The organism is Psychrobacillus lasiicapitis (assembly GCF_006861795.1).
Classification (GTDB): domain Bacteria; phylum Bacillota; class Bacilli; order Bacillales_A; family Planococcaceae; genus Psychrobacillus; species Psychrobacillus lasiicapitis.
In genome coordinates this window covers 379298-394167 of sequence record NZ_VDGH01000002.1, presented here as the reverse complement: position 1 = coordinate 394167, position 14870 = coordinate 379298, and the positions used below count along the sequence as shown (strand labels likewise).

The following is a 14870-nucleotide window of genomic DNA, read 5'->3' as shown; positions in this document are numbered from 1 at the left end:
ATCCTCCGGTTATGGTGAATATTTTGCTCGATATTTAGCGATAACCGAGAGTTTATACTGGCATTCGCATGATTTCTTGATACGCTTCAATCACTTTGTTTCGAATTTCTAAAGTTGCGTTCAATGTAATACTTGCTTTTTGTGAAGCAATCATAACATCATGCAATTCTATATTCTCCCCACGGATTAATTTTTCTGTTGCAACATCAGAAGCTTTTTGATTTGCATTTACAGAATCAATTGCGCTTTTCAAAAAATCGCCAAATTTTTCTTGTGCTTCTGCGGAGCTTATCTTTGAAGTTGTAGAATCAGGATTTATTTGGGAAGGATTAAATAATGAAATAGATTCAATCGCCATATTCGTTCAGACCTTCTTTCTTCTTATTTTCCAATTTCTAATGCTTTCGACAACATTGCTTTATTCGCATTAAAAACAGTGACATTCGCTTCATAAGAGCGAGTGGCTGATATTAAGTCAACCATTTCTTTTAACGGGTCCACATTAGGCATTTCTACATATCCTTCCTCATTCGCGTCGATATGAGTCGGATCAAATACTAATTTGAATGGAGTTTCTGTATCTTCGTTGATTTTCGTTACTTTTACCCCATGTCCAACGCTATCTTTATTTGCCGTCCCCATCGCTACGTTTAAGAAATTCGAAAATTTCCCTTCTTGCGGTTGTAGTGTGACTGTCTTTCTTCTATATGCCTGCCACTCACCATCGACATATTTCGCACGAGTGGTATCAACGTTTGCGATATTAGAAGAAATCACATCCATACGCAGGCGCTGTGCCGTTAAAGCAGAAGCAGTTGTATTCATCCCTTGAAAAATCGACATTATCTGCTTCCTCCTTTAATAACTGTTTGGAGCGTGTTCATTTTTCCGCTCACACGGTCTACAAGTGCATTATAGTAAAGCTGATTGGTCGCAAGGTTCGCTTGTTCTTTGTCCATGTCGACCCCATTTCCATTGTTGCTATATCTAAAGTTTTTATAGTCAAACACTCCAGAAGTACTAGCTTGCATGCTAAAATTCATATGCTTCTGTTCTGTTCGATTCGCAGAAATAGTACTTTTTTTTGCATCTGATAAAAATTCATTAAAGCTAACACTTTTCGCTTTGTAATTCGGTGTGTCAACATTCGCTATATTTTGCGCTATTGTTTTTTGTTTCGCAGCAGAGAAAGCCAGTCCTCTTTCCAAATTTGATATTGTCCCACCAAATATACCCAACTATTTCACCCCATTTTGCTCTTGTATGTTTTTATAATAAGAATCTATGAAAATCATAATAATCTAATTGTAATGAAAACGTTACATTGTGTCTATTCAATTTACGCCGTTTTAATAGGTACTTTGTCCTTTTTTTCGCTAACTTTCGACTTTTTAATGTCTGTTCTTCACAATTGTTAATTTTTGCATAGATTACCTCCAAAAATCAATCAAAAAGTATCAATTTTCACAAATACTTAACTTTTGAATTAATAGAAAAGTGAAAATAATGTATCTTATTGTCTACCCTATTAGAGAATAAAAAAACTCTTGATTAAAAAGATAGTTCTTACTACGTGGAAAAAAAGTAGGAAGGTTTTATCAGATTACCAAACAATTTTCCGCTCCCTCCAATGTAAAAAATAGAGCTTACTATTTACTTAGTTCCATGTGAACCGATAACTTATATCATTAGTAAATATATTCCAATAAATGGTGTGGCGAGAGATAACTTAAGATGAACACGACAATCAAATCAAGCGGATGCTTTTCGCTCTCGCTAGTAATTTGGTTGCTCTTATCCTGTTTTAGTTGCTTTCAAATAGAATTGGTTGCTTTCTATGACTGGTTGATCGCCCTTAGCCATTAATTGGATAATAGTGAAGGGAGAAACTTTCACTTATTGAGATATTGCTGAGCAAAGGTGCCTAATAAAAAAAGCGCAACATTTTAGTCGGTACTCGCAACATTGTATGACATTTGCGCAACATTCGTAATCATACGTGCAATGATAATATCGATTTGCGCAATGTTTATAAATTATCACTTGTTATTTTAAGAATTGGTTGCTTTCATTACTAATTTGGTTGCTCTCGCCTTGATTTAGTTGATTTCACTAAGCAATCTGTTGCCCTTAGTCAATTATTGGGTTTACACCGTAGGAAATGCTGAAACTTCTCACCCACAAAAAAAGCCTCTCCTACTATTAAGTTGAAGAGGCTGCTTTGTCTTATTTATTATTTCATTTTTAGTTGAGCTAATTCAGCAAGGAATTTGTCATTAAGAACTTTAATATAAGTTCCTTTCATTCCTAAAGATCTAGATTCGATTACACCAGCACTTTCAAGTTTACGAAGCGCATTTACGATTACAGAACGAGTGATACCTACGCGGTCTGCAATTTTAGAAGCAACAAGTAATCCTTCGTTGCCGTCTAGTTCTTCAAAAATATGCTCAATTGCTTCCAATTCACTATAAGATAATGAATTGATCGCCATTTGTACAACTGCTTTACTACGTGCTTCCTCTTCAATTTCTTCCGATTTTTCACGTAGGATTTCCATACCAACAACTGTTGCACCATATTCTCCAAGGATTAAATCATCGTCATGGAATTCTTGTTTTAAACGACCTAAGATTAATGTCCCTAGACGCTCTCCTCCACCAATGATTGGAACGATCGTTGTTAACCCTTCTTTAAATAGGTCACGATTTTCCTCTGGGAATACAGAATGTTGACTGTAAACATCTAAATTAGATGATGTTTCGTTTACAGAAAACAAGTTCTTCGTATAATCTTCAGGGAATTGACGTTCTTCCATCATTTTAATCATACGCTCATTTTCAATTTGTTGATGTACTTCAAATCCAAGTAATTTACCTTTTCTGCTTACGATGAATGCGTTACATTCAATTACGTCACTTAATGTTGCTGCCATTTCTTTAAAGTTAACTGGTTTCCCAGCAGATGCTTGTAGCATTGAGTTAATCTTTCTTGTTTTGTCTAATAAATTCATTTTTGTATCCTCCATTGTATTTCCATTATTTATTTTAATATTCTAAAGTTTTTCAATTGTTCCGTTGAAAACACCCAGTATTCCATTCTACAGTATAAACTGCGATAAATCTTTATTTTTCACAATATTGTCAAGTTTTTGGTCGATATAAGCTGGTGTTATTTGAATATGGGCTGGTGAAATGTCGGAAGCTTCATAAGAAAGCTCCTCTAAAATTTTCTCCAAAATAGTATGAAGTCTTCTAGCTCCTATATTATCAGTTTCCTGATTTACTTCATAAGCGATTTCACCAATACGTTCAATGGATTCATCTGAAAACGTAATTGTTACTCCTTCTGTTTGAAGTAATGCCTCATACTGCTTCACTAAAGAATGTTGAGGCTCTTTTAAGATTCGAACGAAATCATCTTTTGTTAGCTTTTCTAACTCTACACGAATCGGAAAACGACCTTGCAATTCTGGAATAAGATCCGATGGTTTCGACATATGGAAAGCACCTGCAGCGATGAACAAAATATAATCTGTCTTAACAGCTCCATATTTAGTTGTCACAGTGGAACCTTCAACAATAGGTAAAATATCTCGTTGAACACCCTCTCTAGAAACATCCACGGAAGAGTTGCTTCCATTCCTACTCGCAATCTTATCCATCTCGTCGATGAAGATTATCCCGGATTGTTCCGTTTTTTCAATTGCAATTTGAGAAATTTCGTCGTTATCAATTAGCTTACCCGCTTCTTCTTGAACTAAAACTTTCCGTGCATCTTTCACTTTCATTTTTCTTTTCTTCTTTTTCTTTGGCATTAAGCTCGAAAACGCATCTTGCATATTCATACCCATGCTTTCCATTCCGCCGCCCTGTAATGCGTCAAAAATAGAAGGTGCTGTTTCCGTTACCTCAACTGTTACAATTTCCTCTTCAAGTTTACCGTCTCTTAAATCTTCGGCAATTTGAGAGCGTTTTAAACGTATATCTGTATCTTCTACATCAGAATTTTCATCTTCTGCTTTTCCACCAAAAAGAGCTTCAAACGGATTTTGGTTCGCACTCTTTTTCTTTAAGGAAGGAACTAATAGTTTCACAATAACATCATTTGCCAAGCGGACTGCTTGATCTTTTACTTCTTCCATCTTTTCTTCTTTTACAATTCGTATAGCTGCTTCTACTAAATCCCTAACCATCGATTCTACGTCTCTTCCGACATATCCGACTTCTGTAAATTTAGTTGCTTCTACTTTTACGAAAGGAGCTTTTGTCAGTTTCGCGATTCTTCTAGCAATTTCTGTTTTCCCTACACCTGTAGGTCCAATCATTAAGATGTTTTTAGGAATTACTTCATTTCTCATCTCTTCGCCAAGCAACTGTCTTCTATAACGATTTCTAAGTGCAACTGCCACCGCTTTTTTGGCAGTTTCTTGACCAACGATGTATTTATTTAGATGCTCTGTAATTTGTTTTGGGGTTAAGTTTGTTTCTTTCATTCACCTAATACCTCCACAATAATTTGATGATTCGTAAATACGCAAATATCAGCTGCAGTGGTTAAAGAAGCAACTGCAATTTCTTTTGCAGTCATTTTATCCCCAGCGTACTGTTTTAATGCTCTCCCTGCTGCAAGTGCATAGTTTCCACCCGATCCTATTGCAAGAATACCATCGTCTGGTTCAATAACTTCCCCAGTACCAGATACTAGTAATAGATTTTTACTGTCCATCACTAATAGCATTGCTTCTAGTTGGCGTAGCATTTTGTCTCCTCGCCACTGCTTGGCAAGCTCAACAGCTGCTCGTTGAAGGTTTCCATTATACTCCATTAATTTTCCTTCAAACATTTCAAATAATGTAAATGCATCCGCTACAGATCCAGCAAATCCAGCTACAACCTGACCGTTAAATAATCTTCTTACTTTTTTCGCTGTATGTTTCATTACTACTTGATTGCCTAATGTAACTTGACCGTCTCCTGCCATTGCATGAGTACCGTTATGACTAACCGCAAAAATCGTTGTTGCATGAATACTAGACATTTATCATTACCTCCAATATATCAAATTCACCTTCATATTGTTGCATTTATGCTCGCGGGTGAGCATTCATATACGTTTTTCGTAAATGTTCTTTCGTTACGTGGGTGTATACTTGAGTAGAAGAAAGATGTACGTGGCCTAATAACTCTTGAACACTTCTCAAATCGGCCCCATTGTTCAATAAATGAGTGGCAAATGTATGGCGCAGCATATGTGGATAAATCGTTGAATGCATGGATGCTTTCTCCATCATCCCATTTAAAATATACCTAACTCCCTCTGCTGTTAAGTGCTCTCCCCTGTTATTGACAAATAAAAAGGTATGAGACGTATGCTTCATCAGTTTGGGCCTACTATTTAACACATAGTCTTCTACAGCAGAAAGCGCAAAGTCTCCTACAGGCACATATCGCTCTTTTCTACCCTTTCCCATTATGCGGACGACCCCGTAACTACTATCTACATGACGTAATTCGATAGATATAAGTTCACTTACCCTTATTCCAGTCGCATATAACAGTTCAAGTATGGCAATATTGCGAACAGATAATGGATCAGAAGCCTTGTTTGCTTCGAATAATTTCTCCATTTCCTCTTCGTAAAAGAAATGCGGCAGCTTTGTTTCTTTCTTTGGAAGGTATAACGATTGGAAAGCATCATCTCGAATATTGTACTCTCTATGCAGAAATTTATAGAACGATCTTATTGCTGAGATTTTCCGTGAAATGGTAGTTCTTGCAAGCTGCTTCTCATATAAGTTCGTCACATACAATCTAGTATGAACATACTCCACAGCATTTAAATTTTTTACTCCTTCTATTTCAAGAAACTGGATAAATTGATATATATCATTTTCATATTCGCGGATGGTAAGTTCCGAATAATTTTTCTCTAATTGGATGTACGTTATAAAAGTATGTAATTTATCAGGTTCAATCATACAAAACAACTCCATTGCATTTCCATAATAAAAGCCTCTAAAAGTATACAACTTTTAAGAGGCTTAAAGCAATTATATTGCAGTATTTTTCATAAAATTTTGAATTGTCGCAAGCGCTCTGTTCGCTAATTGTTCCGTTCTTGCCTTTTTATCTCTTACTTTTGGTTGCAATTCTGGGAATAAGCCAAAGTTTATATTCATAGGTTGGAAGTTTTTTGAGTCTGCTTCTGTAATATATCGAGCCATACTGCCGAGCGCAGTTTCGCTTGGGAACACTACTAATTCTTCCCCTTTAGCAAGTTTCGCAGCATTGATGCCCGCTAGTAACCCACTACCAGCTGACTCTACATAACCTTCTACACCAGTCATTTGACCCGCAAAGAAAATATTTTGATTTGCTTTTAACTGATACGTCGGTTGCAAAACATATGGCGAATTGATGAACGTATTTCGGTGCATGACACCATATCGAACGATTTCCACATTTTCAAGTCCAGGTATTAACTTGAGTACTTCTTTTTGAGGTCCCCATTTTAAATGTGTTTGGAAGCCTACGATATTATAAAGTGTACCAGCTGCATCATCTTGTCTAAGCTGAACAACCGCATATGGTCGTTTGCCTGTTTTCGGATCTTCTAGACCTACTGGTTTCATCGGTCCGAATAATAATGTTTTACGACCACGCCCTGCCATTACCTCTACCGGCATACAGCCTTCAAAATAAATTTCTTTTTCGAATTCTTTTAGAGGTACTACTTCTGCCTCAACTAATGCATCATAAAAGCGATTGAATTCCTCTTCTGTCATCGGGCAGTTTAAATAGGCTGCTTCCCCTTTATCGTAACGAGACTTCAAGTATACTTTGTCCATATCAATGCTGTCTTTTTCCACAATCGGAGCAGCAGCATCGTAGAAGTATAAATATTCTTGCCCTGTCATTTCTTTCACTTTTTCAGCTAGTGCTGGGGAAGTTAAAGGGCCAGTCGCAATAACTGTAATACCTTCCGGGATTTCTGTTACTTCTTCATTGACTACCTCGATCAATGGATGATTTCGAATTGCTTCTGTTACTCTTCCAGCAAAATCATGGCGATCGACTGCAAGTGCACCCCCAGCAGGTACGCTGCTATTATCAGCGGAATCAATAATAAGCGAATCTAACATACGCATTTCTTCTTTAATAACGCCTACAGCATTCGTTAAATTATTTGCTCTAAGGGAATTAGAGCATACTAGTTCTGCAAATTTATCCGTATGATGGGCTGGTGTTTGTTTGACAGGGCGCATTTCAAAAAGACGTACTTTCACGCCTCTTTTTGCAATTTGCCAAGCTGCCTCACTTCCAGCAAGACCTCCACCAATAACGTTTACTATTTCAGTCATGTTGTATCCTTCTTTCTTTTAACTCTGTGGATCTTCTTTATAATCACAAGAAACACATTGTATTTGTATACCTTTTTTCAATTTTTTCTCTACTAGCATAGCATTACACTTAGGACATGGTCGATTGATTGGCTTGTCCCAAGAAACAAACTCACATGTTGGATACTGGTTGCATCCGTAGAATAATCGTTTTGTCTTACTTTTACGTTCAACGATTTGTCCTGTTTCACATGACGGACATGGTACGCCAATTTCCTTAATAATCGCTTTTGTATTTCTACAATCCGGGAAATTGCTACAAGCCATGAATTTTCCGTAACGTCCTAATTTGTATACCATCGGAGATCCACATTCTTCACAGTCTTCTCCAGTAGGTTCATCTTTAATGACGATTTTTTCCATTTCAGCATCTGCATGCTCCACGTGCTTTGCAAAGTCTTTATAAAAACCATCAATTACTTCTACCCATTTCACTTGCCCATCTTCTATACTATCTAAATCTTGTTCCATTTGAACAGTAAATTCGATATTTAAAATATTTGGGAAGAATTCTAGAACAAGCTGATGCACAATTGTTCCAAGCTCAGTAGGCACGAAACGTTTTGTTTCTAACGCAACATATCCTCTTTTTTGAATCGTATCAAGCGTCGGTGCATAAGTGGATGGTCTACCTATGCCTAACTCTTCTAAAGTTTTTACGAGTCTTGCTTCCGAATATCGTGGAGGCGGTTGAGTAAAATGCTGTATTGGTTCAATGGATAGAGCACTTACTTTATCCCCGACAGCTAGAACAGGTAAGAGTTTGTCTTTATCATCTGTTTGATCGTCCGAGCCTTCTACATACACTTTCATAAAACCAGGGAATTTTATTTGAGAACCGTTTGCACGGAATACGGCTTCTCCATTTTTCAAATCTACCGCAACTGTATCTAAAATAGCAGGTGCCATTTGACTAGCGATGAATCGTTCCCAAATTAGTTTGTACAAACGAAATAAGTCACGAGATAAAATCGCTTTCAACTCATTTGGTGTTCTTAAAACACTTGTGGGACGTACGGCTTCATGAGCATCTTGTGCTTTTTTTGATTGTTTTTCTGCTTTTTTCGGTGATATGAACTCAGAACCATATTCTTTCGTAATGAATTCTTGTGCATCTGCTTTTGCAGTATCCGAAATTCGCGTAGAGTCTGTTCTCATGTAAGTAATTAAACCAACAGTACCCTCTTTTTTACCAAGATCAATACCTTCGTATAGTTGTTGCGCAAGCATCATTGTTTTTCTAGCTCTAAAGTTTAACTTACGAGCCGCTTCCTGTTGGAGGGAAGAAGTCGTAAAAGAAGGTGCAGGATTTCTTTTGCGTTCTTTTTTCACAACGTTTGTTACTGTGAATTTTTTGCCTTTCATGACATTTAAAACTTCTTTTACTTCTTGTTCATTTGATAGCTTTACTTTTTCTTTTTCCGTACCGTAGTAAAGAGCATCAAATGCTTTTTTATCCTTTTCAAACTGCCCTTCGATTGTCCAGTACTCTTCTGGAACAAAGTTATTTATTTCATTTTCACGGTCAATAATCAATCGAAGTGCTACAGATTGAACTCGACCTGCCGATAGACCTTTTTTTACTTTCTTCCATAGTATAGGACTAATATTATATCCTACAAGGCGATCCAAAATTCTTCTCGCTTGTTGTGCATCTACTAAATCCATATTAATCGGTCTAGGATGCTTAAAGGATTCTAGAATGGCATCTTTTGTAATCTCGTTAAAAACAACTCGACAGTCTGATTCAATATCAACATTTAAGGAGTTAGCTAAATGCCATGCAATTGCTTCCCCTTCTCTGTCGGGGTCAGCCGCGAGATATACTTTCTTTGCTTTTTTTGCTGCTTTTTTTAAGTCTTGTAATACAGGACCTTTGCCGCGTATCGTAATATATTTTGGCTCATAGTCATTTTCCACATCGACTCCCATTTGACTTCTAGGTAAATCGCGGACATGGCCGACCGATGCTTTTACTTTATATTTTTTTCCAAGGTATCGCTCAATCGTTTTTGCTTTGGCTGGCGATTCTACTATAACTAAATAATCCGACATAAATGTGCCTCCTTATAGAAGGTAACTCGCTTTATTCTTCAAAACAAATACCTGTTGCAAAATGTATAACAGTTTCATAAGAAATGCAAGACTTTTCATTTTTAATTTATTTTGTTCGTTCGTTATTTTAGTAATTCTTCGAGTATTTGATGCCCATCCCAAACAGGCTTCGCACCTTCTAGTATAAGGTGATGAGGGCCTGCAGAAAGGGGAGAAAATATAGAGCCTGGGACCGCAAATATTTCTTTTCCGTTTTCGAGAGCATGTTCCATTGTCGAAACTGTACCACTTTTTTCTTTTGCTTCTGTAATAACGACACCTTGTGACAATCCACTAATAATTCGATTTCTCATAGGAAAATTCCACTTTTTTGGCGTTATATACGGAGGATATTCCGTTACTAACAGCTGGTTTTTCGACATTTTATGCGCTAGATTTTCGTTTTGTTTTGGATACATATGAAAAAAGCCAGTGCCTAATACAGCGATTGTATTTCCACCATATTGCATCGTCATTTCATGCGCTAATGTATCTGCACCTTTTGCTAATCCACTAACGATAACAAAGTTATTTTGTATTAATGGAGGCAAGATTTTTTCAATACTACTTTTAGAGTATGCGGTTGCTTCTCTCGATCCGATAATTGCAAGTTTTTTATCATTTAAAAGTAAATTTATATCACCTTTTATATAGAGAACAGCTGGTGGATCATATAAGTTTAATAGATTTGATGGATAATTGGGATTAGTGTAAATAATAGGGGATATAGCATGTTTTTCATATATTTGTAGAAGTGGGATTTCTACATATTTTCGGTACATTTCTTGCAATTTTATCGCGCGATCCTGTGAAATCTTGCCTAAACTTGCCAGTAAAGAAGGCTTCATCGTTTCTAGTTGAGTGAGGTTGGGGTCATACTCAAGCAGAGGTTTTATCTTGTTTAAAGGAACTGGAAATACATAATGCAAAGCTAAAAATCGTTGTAGAAATTGTTCATCCTTCATTGCTTCCCTCCTATAAAAAAATAGTACGGCAACACCAAAAGATGTGCCGTACTATTATCTTAATGTGTTTTACAAGCGTCGTAAAGACCTGCTTCTTTAATAGCTTCTATTAAAGTATCACCAATAACAGATGGAGTTGCAGCAACTTTCATTCCTGCATCTTTCATCGCTTGGATTTTTCCTTCAGCCGTACCTTGCCCACCAGAGATAATTGCTCCAGCATGTCCCATACGTTTACCTTCAGGAGCAGTTTGACCACCAATAAATCCTACTACTGGTTTTTTCATGTTAGCTTTAATCCATGCTGCTGCTTCTTCTTCAGCAGTACCACCGATCTCACCAATCATTACTACTGCATACGTTTCTTCATCTTCATTGAATGCAGTTAATGCATCGATAAAGTTTGTTCCGTTTACAGGGTCTCCACCAATACCTACAGCTGTCGTTTGACCGATACCAGCTTGTGTTAATTGATGAACTGCTTCATAAGTAAGTGTACCAGAACGTGATACAACGCCTACATGTCCTTTTGTATGAATATATCCTGGCATAATACCAATTTTACATTCATCTGCTGTAATAACACCAGGGCAGTTTGGTCCTACTAAACGAGTTTTCTTTCCTTCCATGTAACGTTTTACGTTAACCATGTCTAGTACTGGAATATGTTCAGTAATACAAATTGTCATATCTAGTTCAGCATCTACTGCTTCCAGAATCGCGTCAGCAGCAAATGGAGCTGGTACATAGATTACTGAAACGTTCGCACCAGTAGCTTTTACAGCGTCTTCTACTGTATTGAAAACTGGAACGCCTTCTACTTCTGTACCACCTTTACCAGGTGTAACCCCAGCAACGATTTTCGTCCCGTATTCAAGCATTTGTTTTGTATGGAAAAGAGCAGTTGAGCCCGTAATTCCTTGAACGATTACTTTCGTATCTTTATTAATATATACGCCCACAATATGTCCCTGCCTTTCTTATCCTACAAGATTAACGATTTTTTGAGCACCGTCTGCCATTGAGTCAGCAGCGATAATATTTAAGCCAGATTCATTTAATAATTTTTTACCTAAATCAACATTCGTACCTTCTAAACGTACTACTAACGGTACTGAAAGACCTACTTCTTTCGCAGCAATAATAACACCTTCTGCGATAACGTCACATTTCATAATACCACCGAAGATATTAACGAAAATACCTTTAACGTTTGCATCAGAAAGGATGATCTTAAATGCTTCCGTTACTTTTTCAGCTGTAGCACCGCCCCCAACGTCCAGGAAGTTTGCGGGTGAACCGCCGTAATAGCTAATTGTATCCATTGTAGCCATTGCAAGTCCTGCTCCGTTAACCATACAACCGATGTTTCCATCTAATGAAATATAGCTTAGGTCATATTTAGAAGCTTCGATTTCTTTTGGATCTTCTTCATCAAAGTCGCGCATTTCTAAAATATCGCTATGGCGATATAAAGCATTTGCGTCGAAGTTAAATTTTGCATCTAGCGCTAAAACGTTATCATCCGCAGTTACTACTAACGGGTTGATCTCTACGATAGAAGCATCTTTTTCTTTATACACTTGGTATAGGCCAAGCATAAATTTAGCTGCTTTATTAACAAGTTTTGCTGGAATGTTCATATTAAAAGCCATGCGACGAGCTTGGAAGCCCGTTAAACCTACAACAGGATCAATCTCTTCATAGAAAAGCTTTTCTGGTGTATTTGCAGCTACTTCCTCGATGTCCATTCCGCCCTCTTCAGAGCCCATCAATGTTACACGAGAAGTTGCACGGTCTAGTACTAAACCTACATAATACTCCTTCTTAATATCGCTACCTTCTTCGATTAGTAAACGTTTAATTTCTTTACCTTCTGGACCTGTTTGGTGTGTTACTAACACTTTCCCTAAAAGTTCCTTCGCGTATTCACGTACTTCATCTAAATTTTTTGCGATTTTTACTCCGCCTGCTTTACCTCGTCCACCTGCGTGGATTTGAGCTTTCACAACAATAACGCTTGAGCCTAACTCTTTTGCCGCTTTTACAGCCTCTTCAGGTGAAAAAGCAACAATTCCGTTTGAAACTGCTACGCCATATTGTCTGAGGAGTTGTTTCCCTTGATATTCATGGATATTCATCTTGCATCCTCCAATCAAACTTGTGTCAAGTAATTTACTACCTTATTCATTGTATTAAAACCGACACAACTTGTCCACAAAAGTCTAGTATTTGTAAAATTATCGAAAATTCAGATTTCAAGTCGAAATATTAGATTTGTAGATTTTTATTTGCTTTTTCCTGATCCACCTTATAAATAAAAGCGAATACCTCTGCAACCGCTTGATATAACTCTTCTGGAATGGATTGATTGATATCTAACTGCCCAAGAAGTTCTACTAAACTTGCATCTTGCTGGATAGGCACATTATGCTCTTTTGCTTTTGCTAGTATATTTTCGGCAATTTTTCCTTTTCCTTTTGCCACTACAGTAGGAGCATCTACCATACTAGGTTTATAGTTTAATGCTATTGCTTCTTTTCGGGTTTGTTTATCTTCTGTCATATTCGTATATCTACTCCTTGCGATTGTTTCGAAGCTCCTTTTGACTGGATCTTTGATGCAAGCTTTTGTTCTTCGAATGTTTTCATAAATACACCAGATAATGTGTACCCCACCGATGACAGGCCATCTTTTAAAGCATTTTTAAATGTATTGGCAATGTGCTGCAGCTGCGCATCGTTATTGTAAACATTAATGGTTACAATCCTATTTTGCACTTGCATATCTACTACTGTCTCATCCAATGTTTCCAATTTTAAATAAAACATAATCCTCGCAAAATCAGAGTCTATTTTACCGTCTTCTTTCATTCGTCCATTCCATTCGAGCGTCGCATCCATTTTCTTTCCAAAAAATTCTAAAGGCACTTGCATGAGCAGTTGATGTTGAGGGCCACTTTCTCCCGACAAAATTTGCAAACCATTCATTCGACCTAGTAACATTTCCGCACTCTCTCTAAGAGATGCAGCGATCGCGTGATTTTGCACTAGCTCCACTAATTGAGGTTTTAACTGGTGTGCTATATTTCTTATTTCTTCGCTGTTAGTTCCTAGTTTTGCTTCATAACTAAACCCAAGTGATTTTAACACTTCTTTCAATGCATGCTCAAAAGCTTTTCCATCCAATTGTTTTAGTGCTGCTTGCTCGGACTCCATCATCGATTGCGAGTTAAAACTATTAGAGTTACTTTTCACCAGCATATTTACCTGGTGTAAAATTTGATTAACAGTTTCCACCGTCTGTCCTTTGCCTAGTAACGTAACTAAATGTTCTTTAGCAGTTAAACCATTTGTATCTTTCTGAAAAATAGCTTGCCCACTTTGTTCTGCAAATGCTTTAACAAGCGCGTTTTGGATTGGTTGAGCTTCGCTATTTTCTTTTATTAGAGACAATACTTGTTCTTTTTGCCCTGCTATCAATAAAGGCTGTGCATTTATCCAGTTACGGAGCTGTTCCTTCAGTACTCCTTTTTCAGTTGGGGCAGCTTGTACTAATTTTGTCATCCATTGACCCGCAGAATTTGGTAAAGAAGGCTGGCTAAGTATTGGTGTTGGGTTTGATAGGGAAGCCACTGCTGGTAAAACTCCCGCTTCTTTTAATGTTTGTAAAATCGGTAATCTCTTCGAAATACTTGTTTGCTGATTTTGAAGTGTCTCTAATTGCTTTCCGATAATCGCACCTGCTACTGGTAAACGAAAAGGCTCTGCAATTTTTTGTAGGCTTTGCTGCATATCAGTTTTTACAGCCTGTGAAATAGTTGAATCTTGTAGCAAAGCGAGTTTGAAGCTTTCAATGGAGGACTGAAGCCCCCTTGTGGATTTCCCACTCAAAACGGCCTCCAACAGACTTGTTGTCAAAGGCAGCTTTAACTCTGTCATTTTTTGAATACCTTCCAACGCAGCCTTTATCGACGTCCCTGGTGGCAGCTGCTTTAATAGCTGTTCTGCTTGTATTAATAATTCTTTCGAAATAGGCAACTGCTCTTTCAAGAAAAATTGAGTCACCGCTTGCATTTCATTCGTTTTCGTTAAATTCATCGCCTGCAATAATTGGGTCGCTTGTTGAGCTAAAGTATTACCTCCAGTTAATGGACCGGTCACTACTTTTAGCTGTACTTCGGGAGATGCTTTAGATACTTGAAAAAAATGAGCATCTCCTGCTTTTAAAGGTGTTTCTAGCTTTGCAATGACTTTTTGATTGCCTATTTGCACCTCTGCCGTTTGATTTGGATATAGTTTTTTTATCACTCCGTGTACAACTTGCCCTTCTTTCATCGGCATTTGTTTACTAGCTGTAACGGCCTGGGTTGACTGTGCTCCAATAGTTGAAAAAAATGGAGATGTCAT

Annotated in this window: 14 protein-coding genes; all 14 read right to left on the bottom strand. The window is 37.4% G+C overall.

The genetic code is table 11. The annotated features are described in order from the left end of the window. Window positions 1–52: 52 nt before the first annotated feature. The 14 genes from fliE to FG382_RS04750 all read right to left on the bottom strand — a co-directional run bounded on the left by fliE (window position 53) and on the right by FG382_RS04750 (window position 14870). Window positions 53–358 (bottom strand): flagellar hook-basal body complex protein FliE, encoded by a 306-nt coding sequence (gene fliE, locus FG382_RS04815; RefSeq protein ID WP_142537758.1) that lies wholly within the window; start codon window positions 356–358, stop codon window positions 53–55. A gap of 23 nt (window positions 359–381) precedes the next feature. Beyond that, window positions 382–843, bottom strand: a complete 462-nt coding sequence (gene flgC / locus FG382_RS04810; protein ID WP_142537757.1) for a flagellar basal body rod protein FlgC — start codon at window positions 841–843, stop codon at window positions 382–384. Then, window positions 843–1238, bottom strand: coding sequence for a flagellar basal body rod protein FlgB (flgB, locus tag FG382_RS04805; protein WP_142537756.1), 396 nt, complete (start codon window positions 1236–1238; stop codon window positions 843–845). Before flgB ends, flgC begins: the two co-directional genes overlap by 1 nt. Before the next feature lie 995 nt (window positions 1239–2233). After that, the gene (gene codY / locus FG382_RS04800; protein WP_142537755.1) at window positions 2234–3013 is read right to left on the bottom strand and encodes a GTP-sensing pleiotropic transcriptional regulator CodY; all 780 of its coding nucleotides are present in this window, start codon (window positions 3011–3013) and stop codon (window positions 2234–2236) included. A gap of 87 nt (window positions 3014–3100) precedes the next feature. Beyond that, window positions 3101–4495: an ATP-dependent protease ATPase subunit HslU gene (gene hslU / locus FG382_RS04795; RefSeq protein WP_142537754.1), complete on the bottom strand. Its 1395-nt coding sequence runs from the start codon at window positions 4493–4495 to the stop codon at window positions 3101–3103. Continuing rightward, a complete protein-coding gene (gene hslV, locus FG382_RS04790; RefSeq protein ID WP_142537753.1) occupies window positions 4492–5040 on the bottom strand; it encodes an ATP-dependent protease subunit HslV in 549 nt (182 codons plus the stop codon). The genes hslU and hslV overlap by 4 nt, the downstream gene beginning before the upstream one ends. A gap of 46 nt (window positions 5041–5086) precedes the next feature. Then, the gene (xerC, locus tag FG382_RS04785; protein ID WP_142537752.1) at window positions 5087–5980 is read right to left on the bottom strand and encodes a tyrosine recombinase XerC; all 894 of its coding nucleotides are present in this window, start codon (window positions 5978–5980) and stop codon (window positions 5087–5089) included. Window positions 5981–6052: 72 nt separating this feature from the next. Further along, a complete protein-coding gene (gene trmFO, locus FG382_RS04780; protein ID WP_142537751.1) occupies window positions 6053–7363 on the bottom strand; it encodes an FADH(2)-oxidizing methylenetetrahydrofolate--tRNA-(uracil(54)-C(5))-methyltransferase TrmFO in 1311 nt (436 codons plus the stop codon). A gap of 18 nt (window positions 7364–7381) precedes the next feature. Beyond that, window positions 7382–9457 carry a type I DNA topoisomerase gene (gene topA, locus FG382_RS04775; RefSeq protein ID WP_142537750.1) on the bottom strand — a complete coding sequence of 692 codons (2076 nt, stop codon included), beginning with the start codon at window positions 9455–9457 and terminating at the stop codon, window positions 7382–7384. A 122-nt stretch (window positions 9458–9579) separates the two neighbouring features. After that, on the bottom strand, window positions 9580–10461 hold the full coding sequence (gene dprA, locus FG382_RS04770; RefSeq protein ID WP_142537749.1) for a DNA-processing protein DprA: 882 nt from the start codon (window positions 10459–10461) through the stop codon (window positions 9580–9582). Window positions 10462–10520: 59 nt separating this feature from the next. Then, a complete protein-coding gene (sucD, locus tag FG382_RS04765; protein WP_142537748.1) occupies window positions 10521–11423 on the bottom strand; it encodes a succinate--CoA ligase subunit alpha in 903 nt (300 codons plus the stop codon). A gap of 18 nt (window positions 11424–11441) precedes the next feature. Continuing rightward, the gene (gene sucC / locus FG382_RS04760; RefSeq protein WP_142537747.1) at window positions 11442–12602 is read right to left on the bottom strand and encodes an ADP-forming succinate--CoA ligase subunit beta; all 1161 of its coding nucleotides are present in this window, start codon (window positions 12600–12602) and stop codon (window positions 11442–11444) included. A gap of 130 nt (window positions 12603–12732) precedes the next feature. Beyond that, window positions 12733–13026 carry an EscU/YscU/HrcU family type III secretion system export apparatus switch protein gene (locus tag FG382_RS04755; protein ID WP_142537746.1) on the bottom strand — a complete coding sequence of 98 codons (294 nt, stop codon included), beginning with the start codon at window positions 13024–13026 and terminating at the stop codon, window positions 12733–12735. Beyond that, window positions 13023–14870, bottom strand: a complete 1848-nt coding sequence (locus tag FG382_RS04750) for a hypothetical protein (protein ID WP_142537745.1) — start codon at window positions 14868–14870, stop codon at window positions 13023–13025. The genes FG382_RS04755 and FG382_RS04750 overlap by 4 nt, the downstream gene beginning before the upstream one ends.

What these genes read in the sequence shown, in the direction of transcription:
- fliE (WP_142537758.1), bottom strand. Translation starts at nt 358, where the DNA reads ATGGCGATTGAATCTATTTCATTATTTAATCCTTCCCAAATAAATCCT.
- flgC (WP_142537757.1), bottom strand. Translation starts at nt 843, where the DNA reads ATGTCGATTTTTCAAGGGATGAATACAACTGCTTCTGCTTTAACGGCA.
- codY (WP_142537755.1), bottom strand. Translation starts at nt 3,013, where the DNA reads ATGAATTTATTAGACAAAACAAGAAAGATTAACTCAATGCTACAAGCA.
- hslU (WP_142537754.1), bottom strand. Translation starts at nt 4,495, where the DNA reads ATGAAAGAAACAAACTTAACCCCAAAACAAATTACAGAGCATCTAAAT.
- hslV (WP_142537753.1), bottom strand. Translation starts at nt 5,040, where the DNA reads ATGTCTAGTATTCATGCAACAACGATTTTTGCGGTTAGTCATAACGGT.
- xerC (WP_142537752.1), bottom strand. Translation starts at nt 5,980, where the DNA reads ATGATTGAACCTGATAAATTACATACTTTTATAACGTACATCCAATTA.
- trmFO (WP_142537751.1), bottom strand. Translation starts at nt 7,363, where the DNA reads ATGACTGAAATAGTAAACGTTATTGGTGGAGGTCTTGCTGGAAGTGAG.
- topA (WP_142537750.1), bottom strand. Translation starts at nt 9,457, where the DNA reads ATGTCGGATTATTTAGTTATAGTAGAATCGCCAGCCAAAGCAAAAACG.
- dprA (WP_142537749.1), bottom strand. Translation starts at nt 10,461, where the DNA reads ATGAAGGATGAACAATTTCTACAACGATTTTTAGCTTTGCATTATGTA.
- sucC (WP_142537747.1), bottom strand. Translation starts at nt 12,602, where the DNA reads ATGAATATCCATGAATATCAAGGGAAACAACTCCTCAGACAATATGGC.
- FG382_RS04755 (WP_142537746.1), bottom strand. Translation starts at nt 13,026, where the DNA reads ATGACAGAAGATAAACAAACCCGAAAAGAAGCAATAGCATTAAACTAT.
- FG382_RS04750 (WP_142537745.1), bottom strand. Translation starts at nt 14,870, where the DNA reads ATGACATCTCCATTTTTTTCAACTATTGGAGCACAGTCAACCCAGGCC.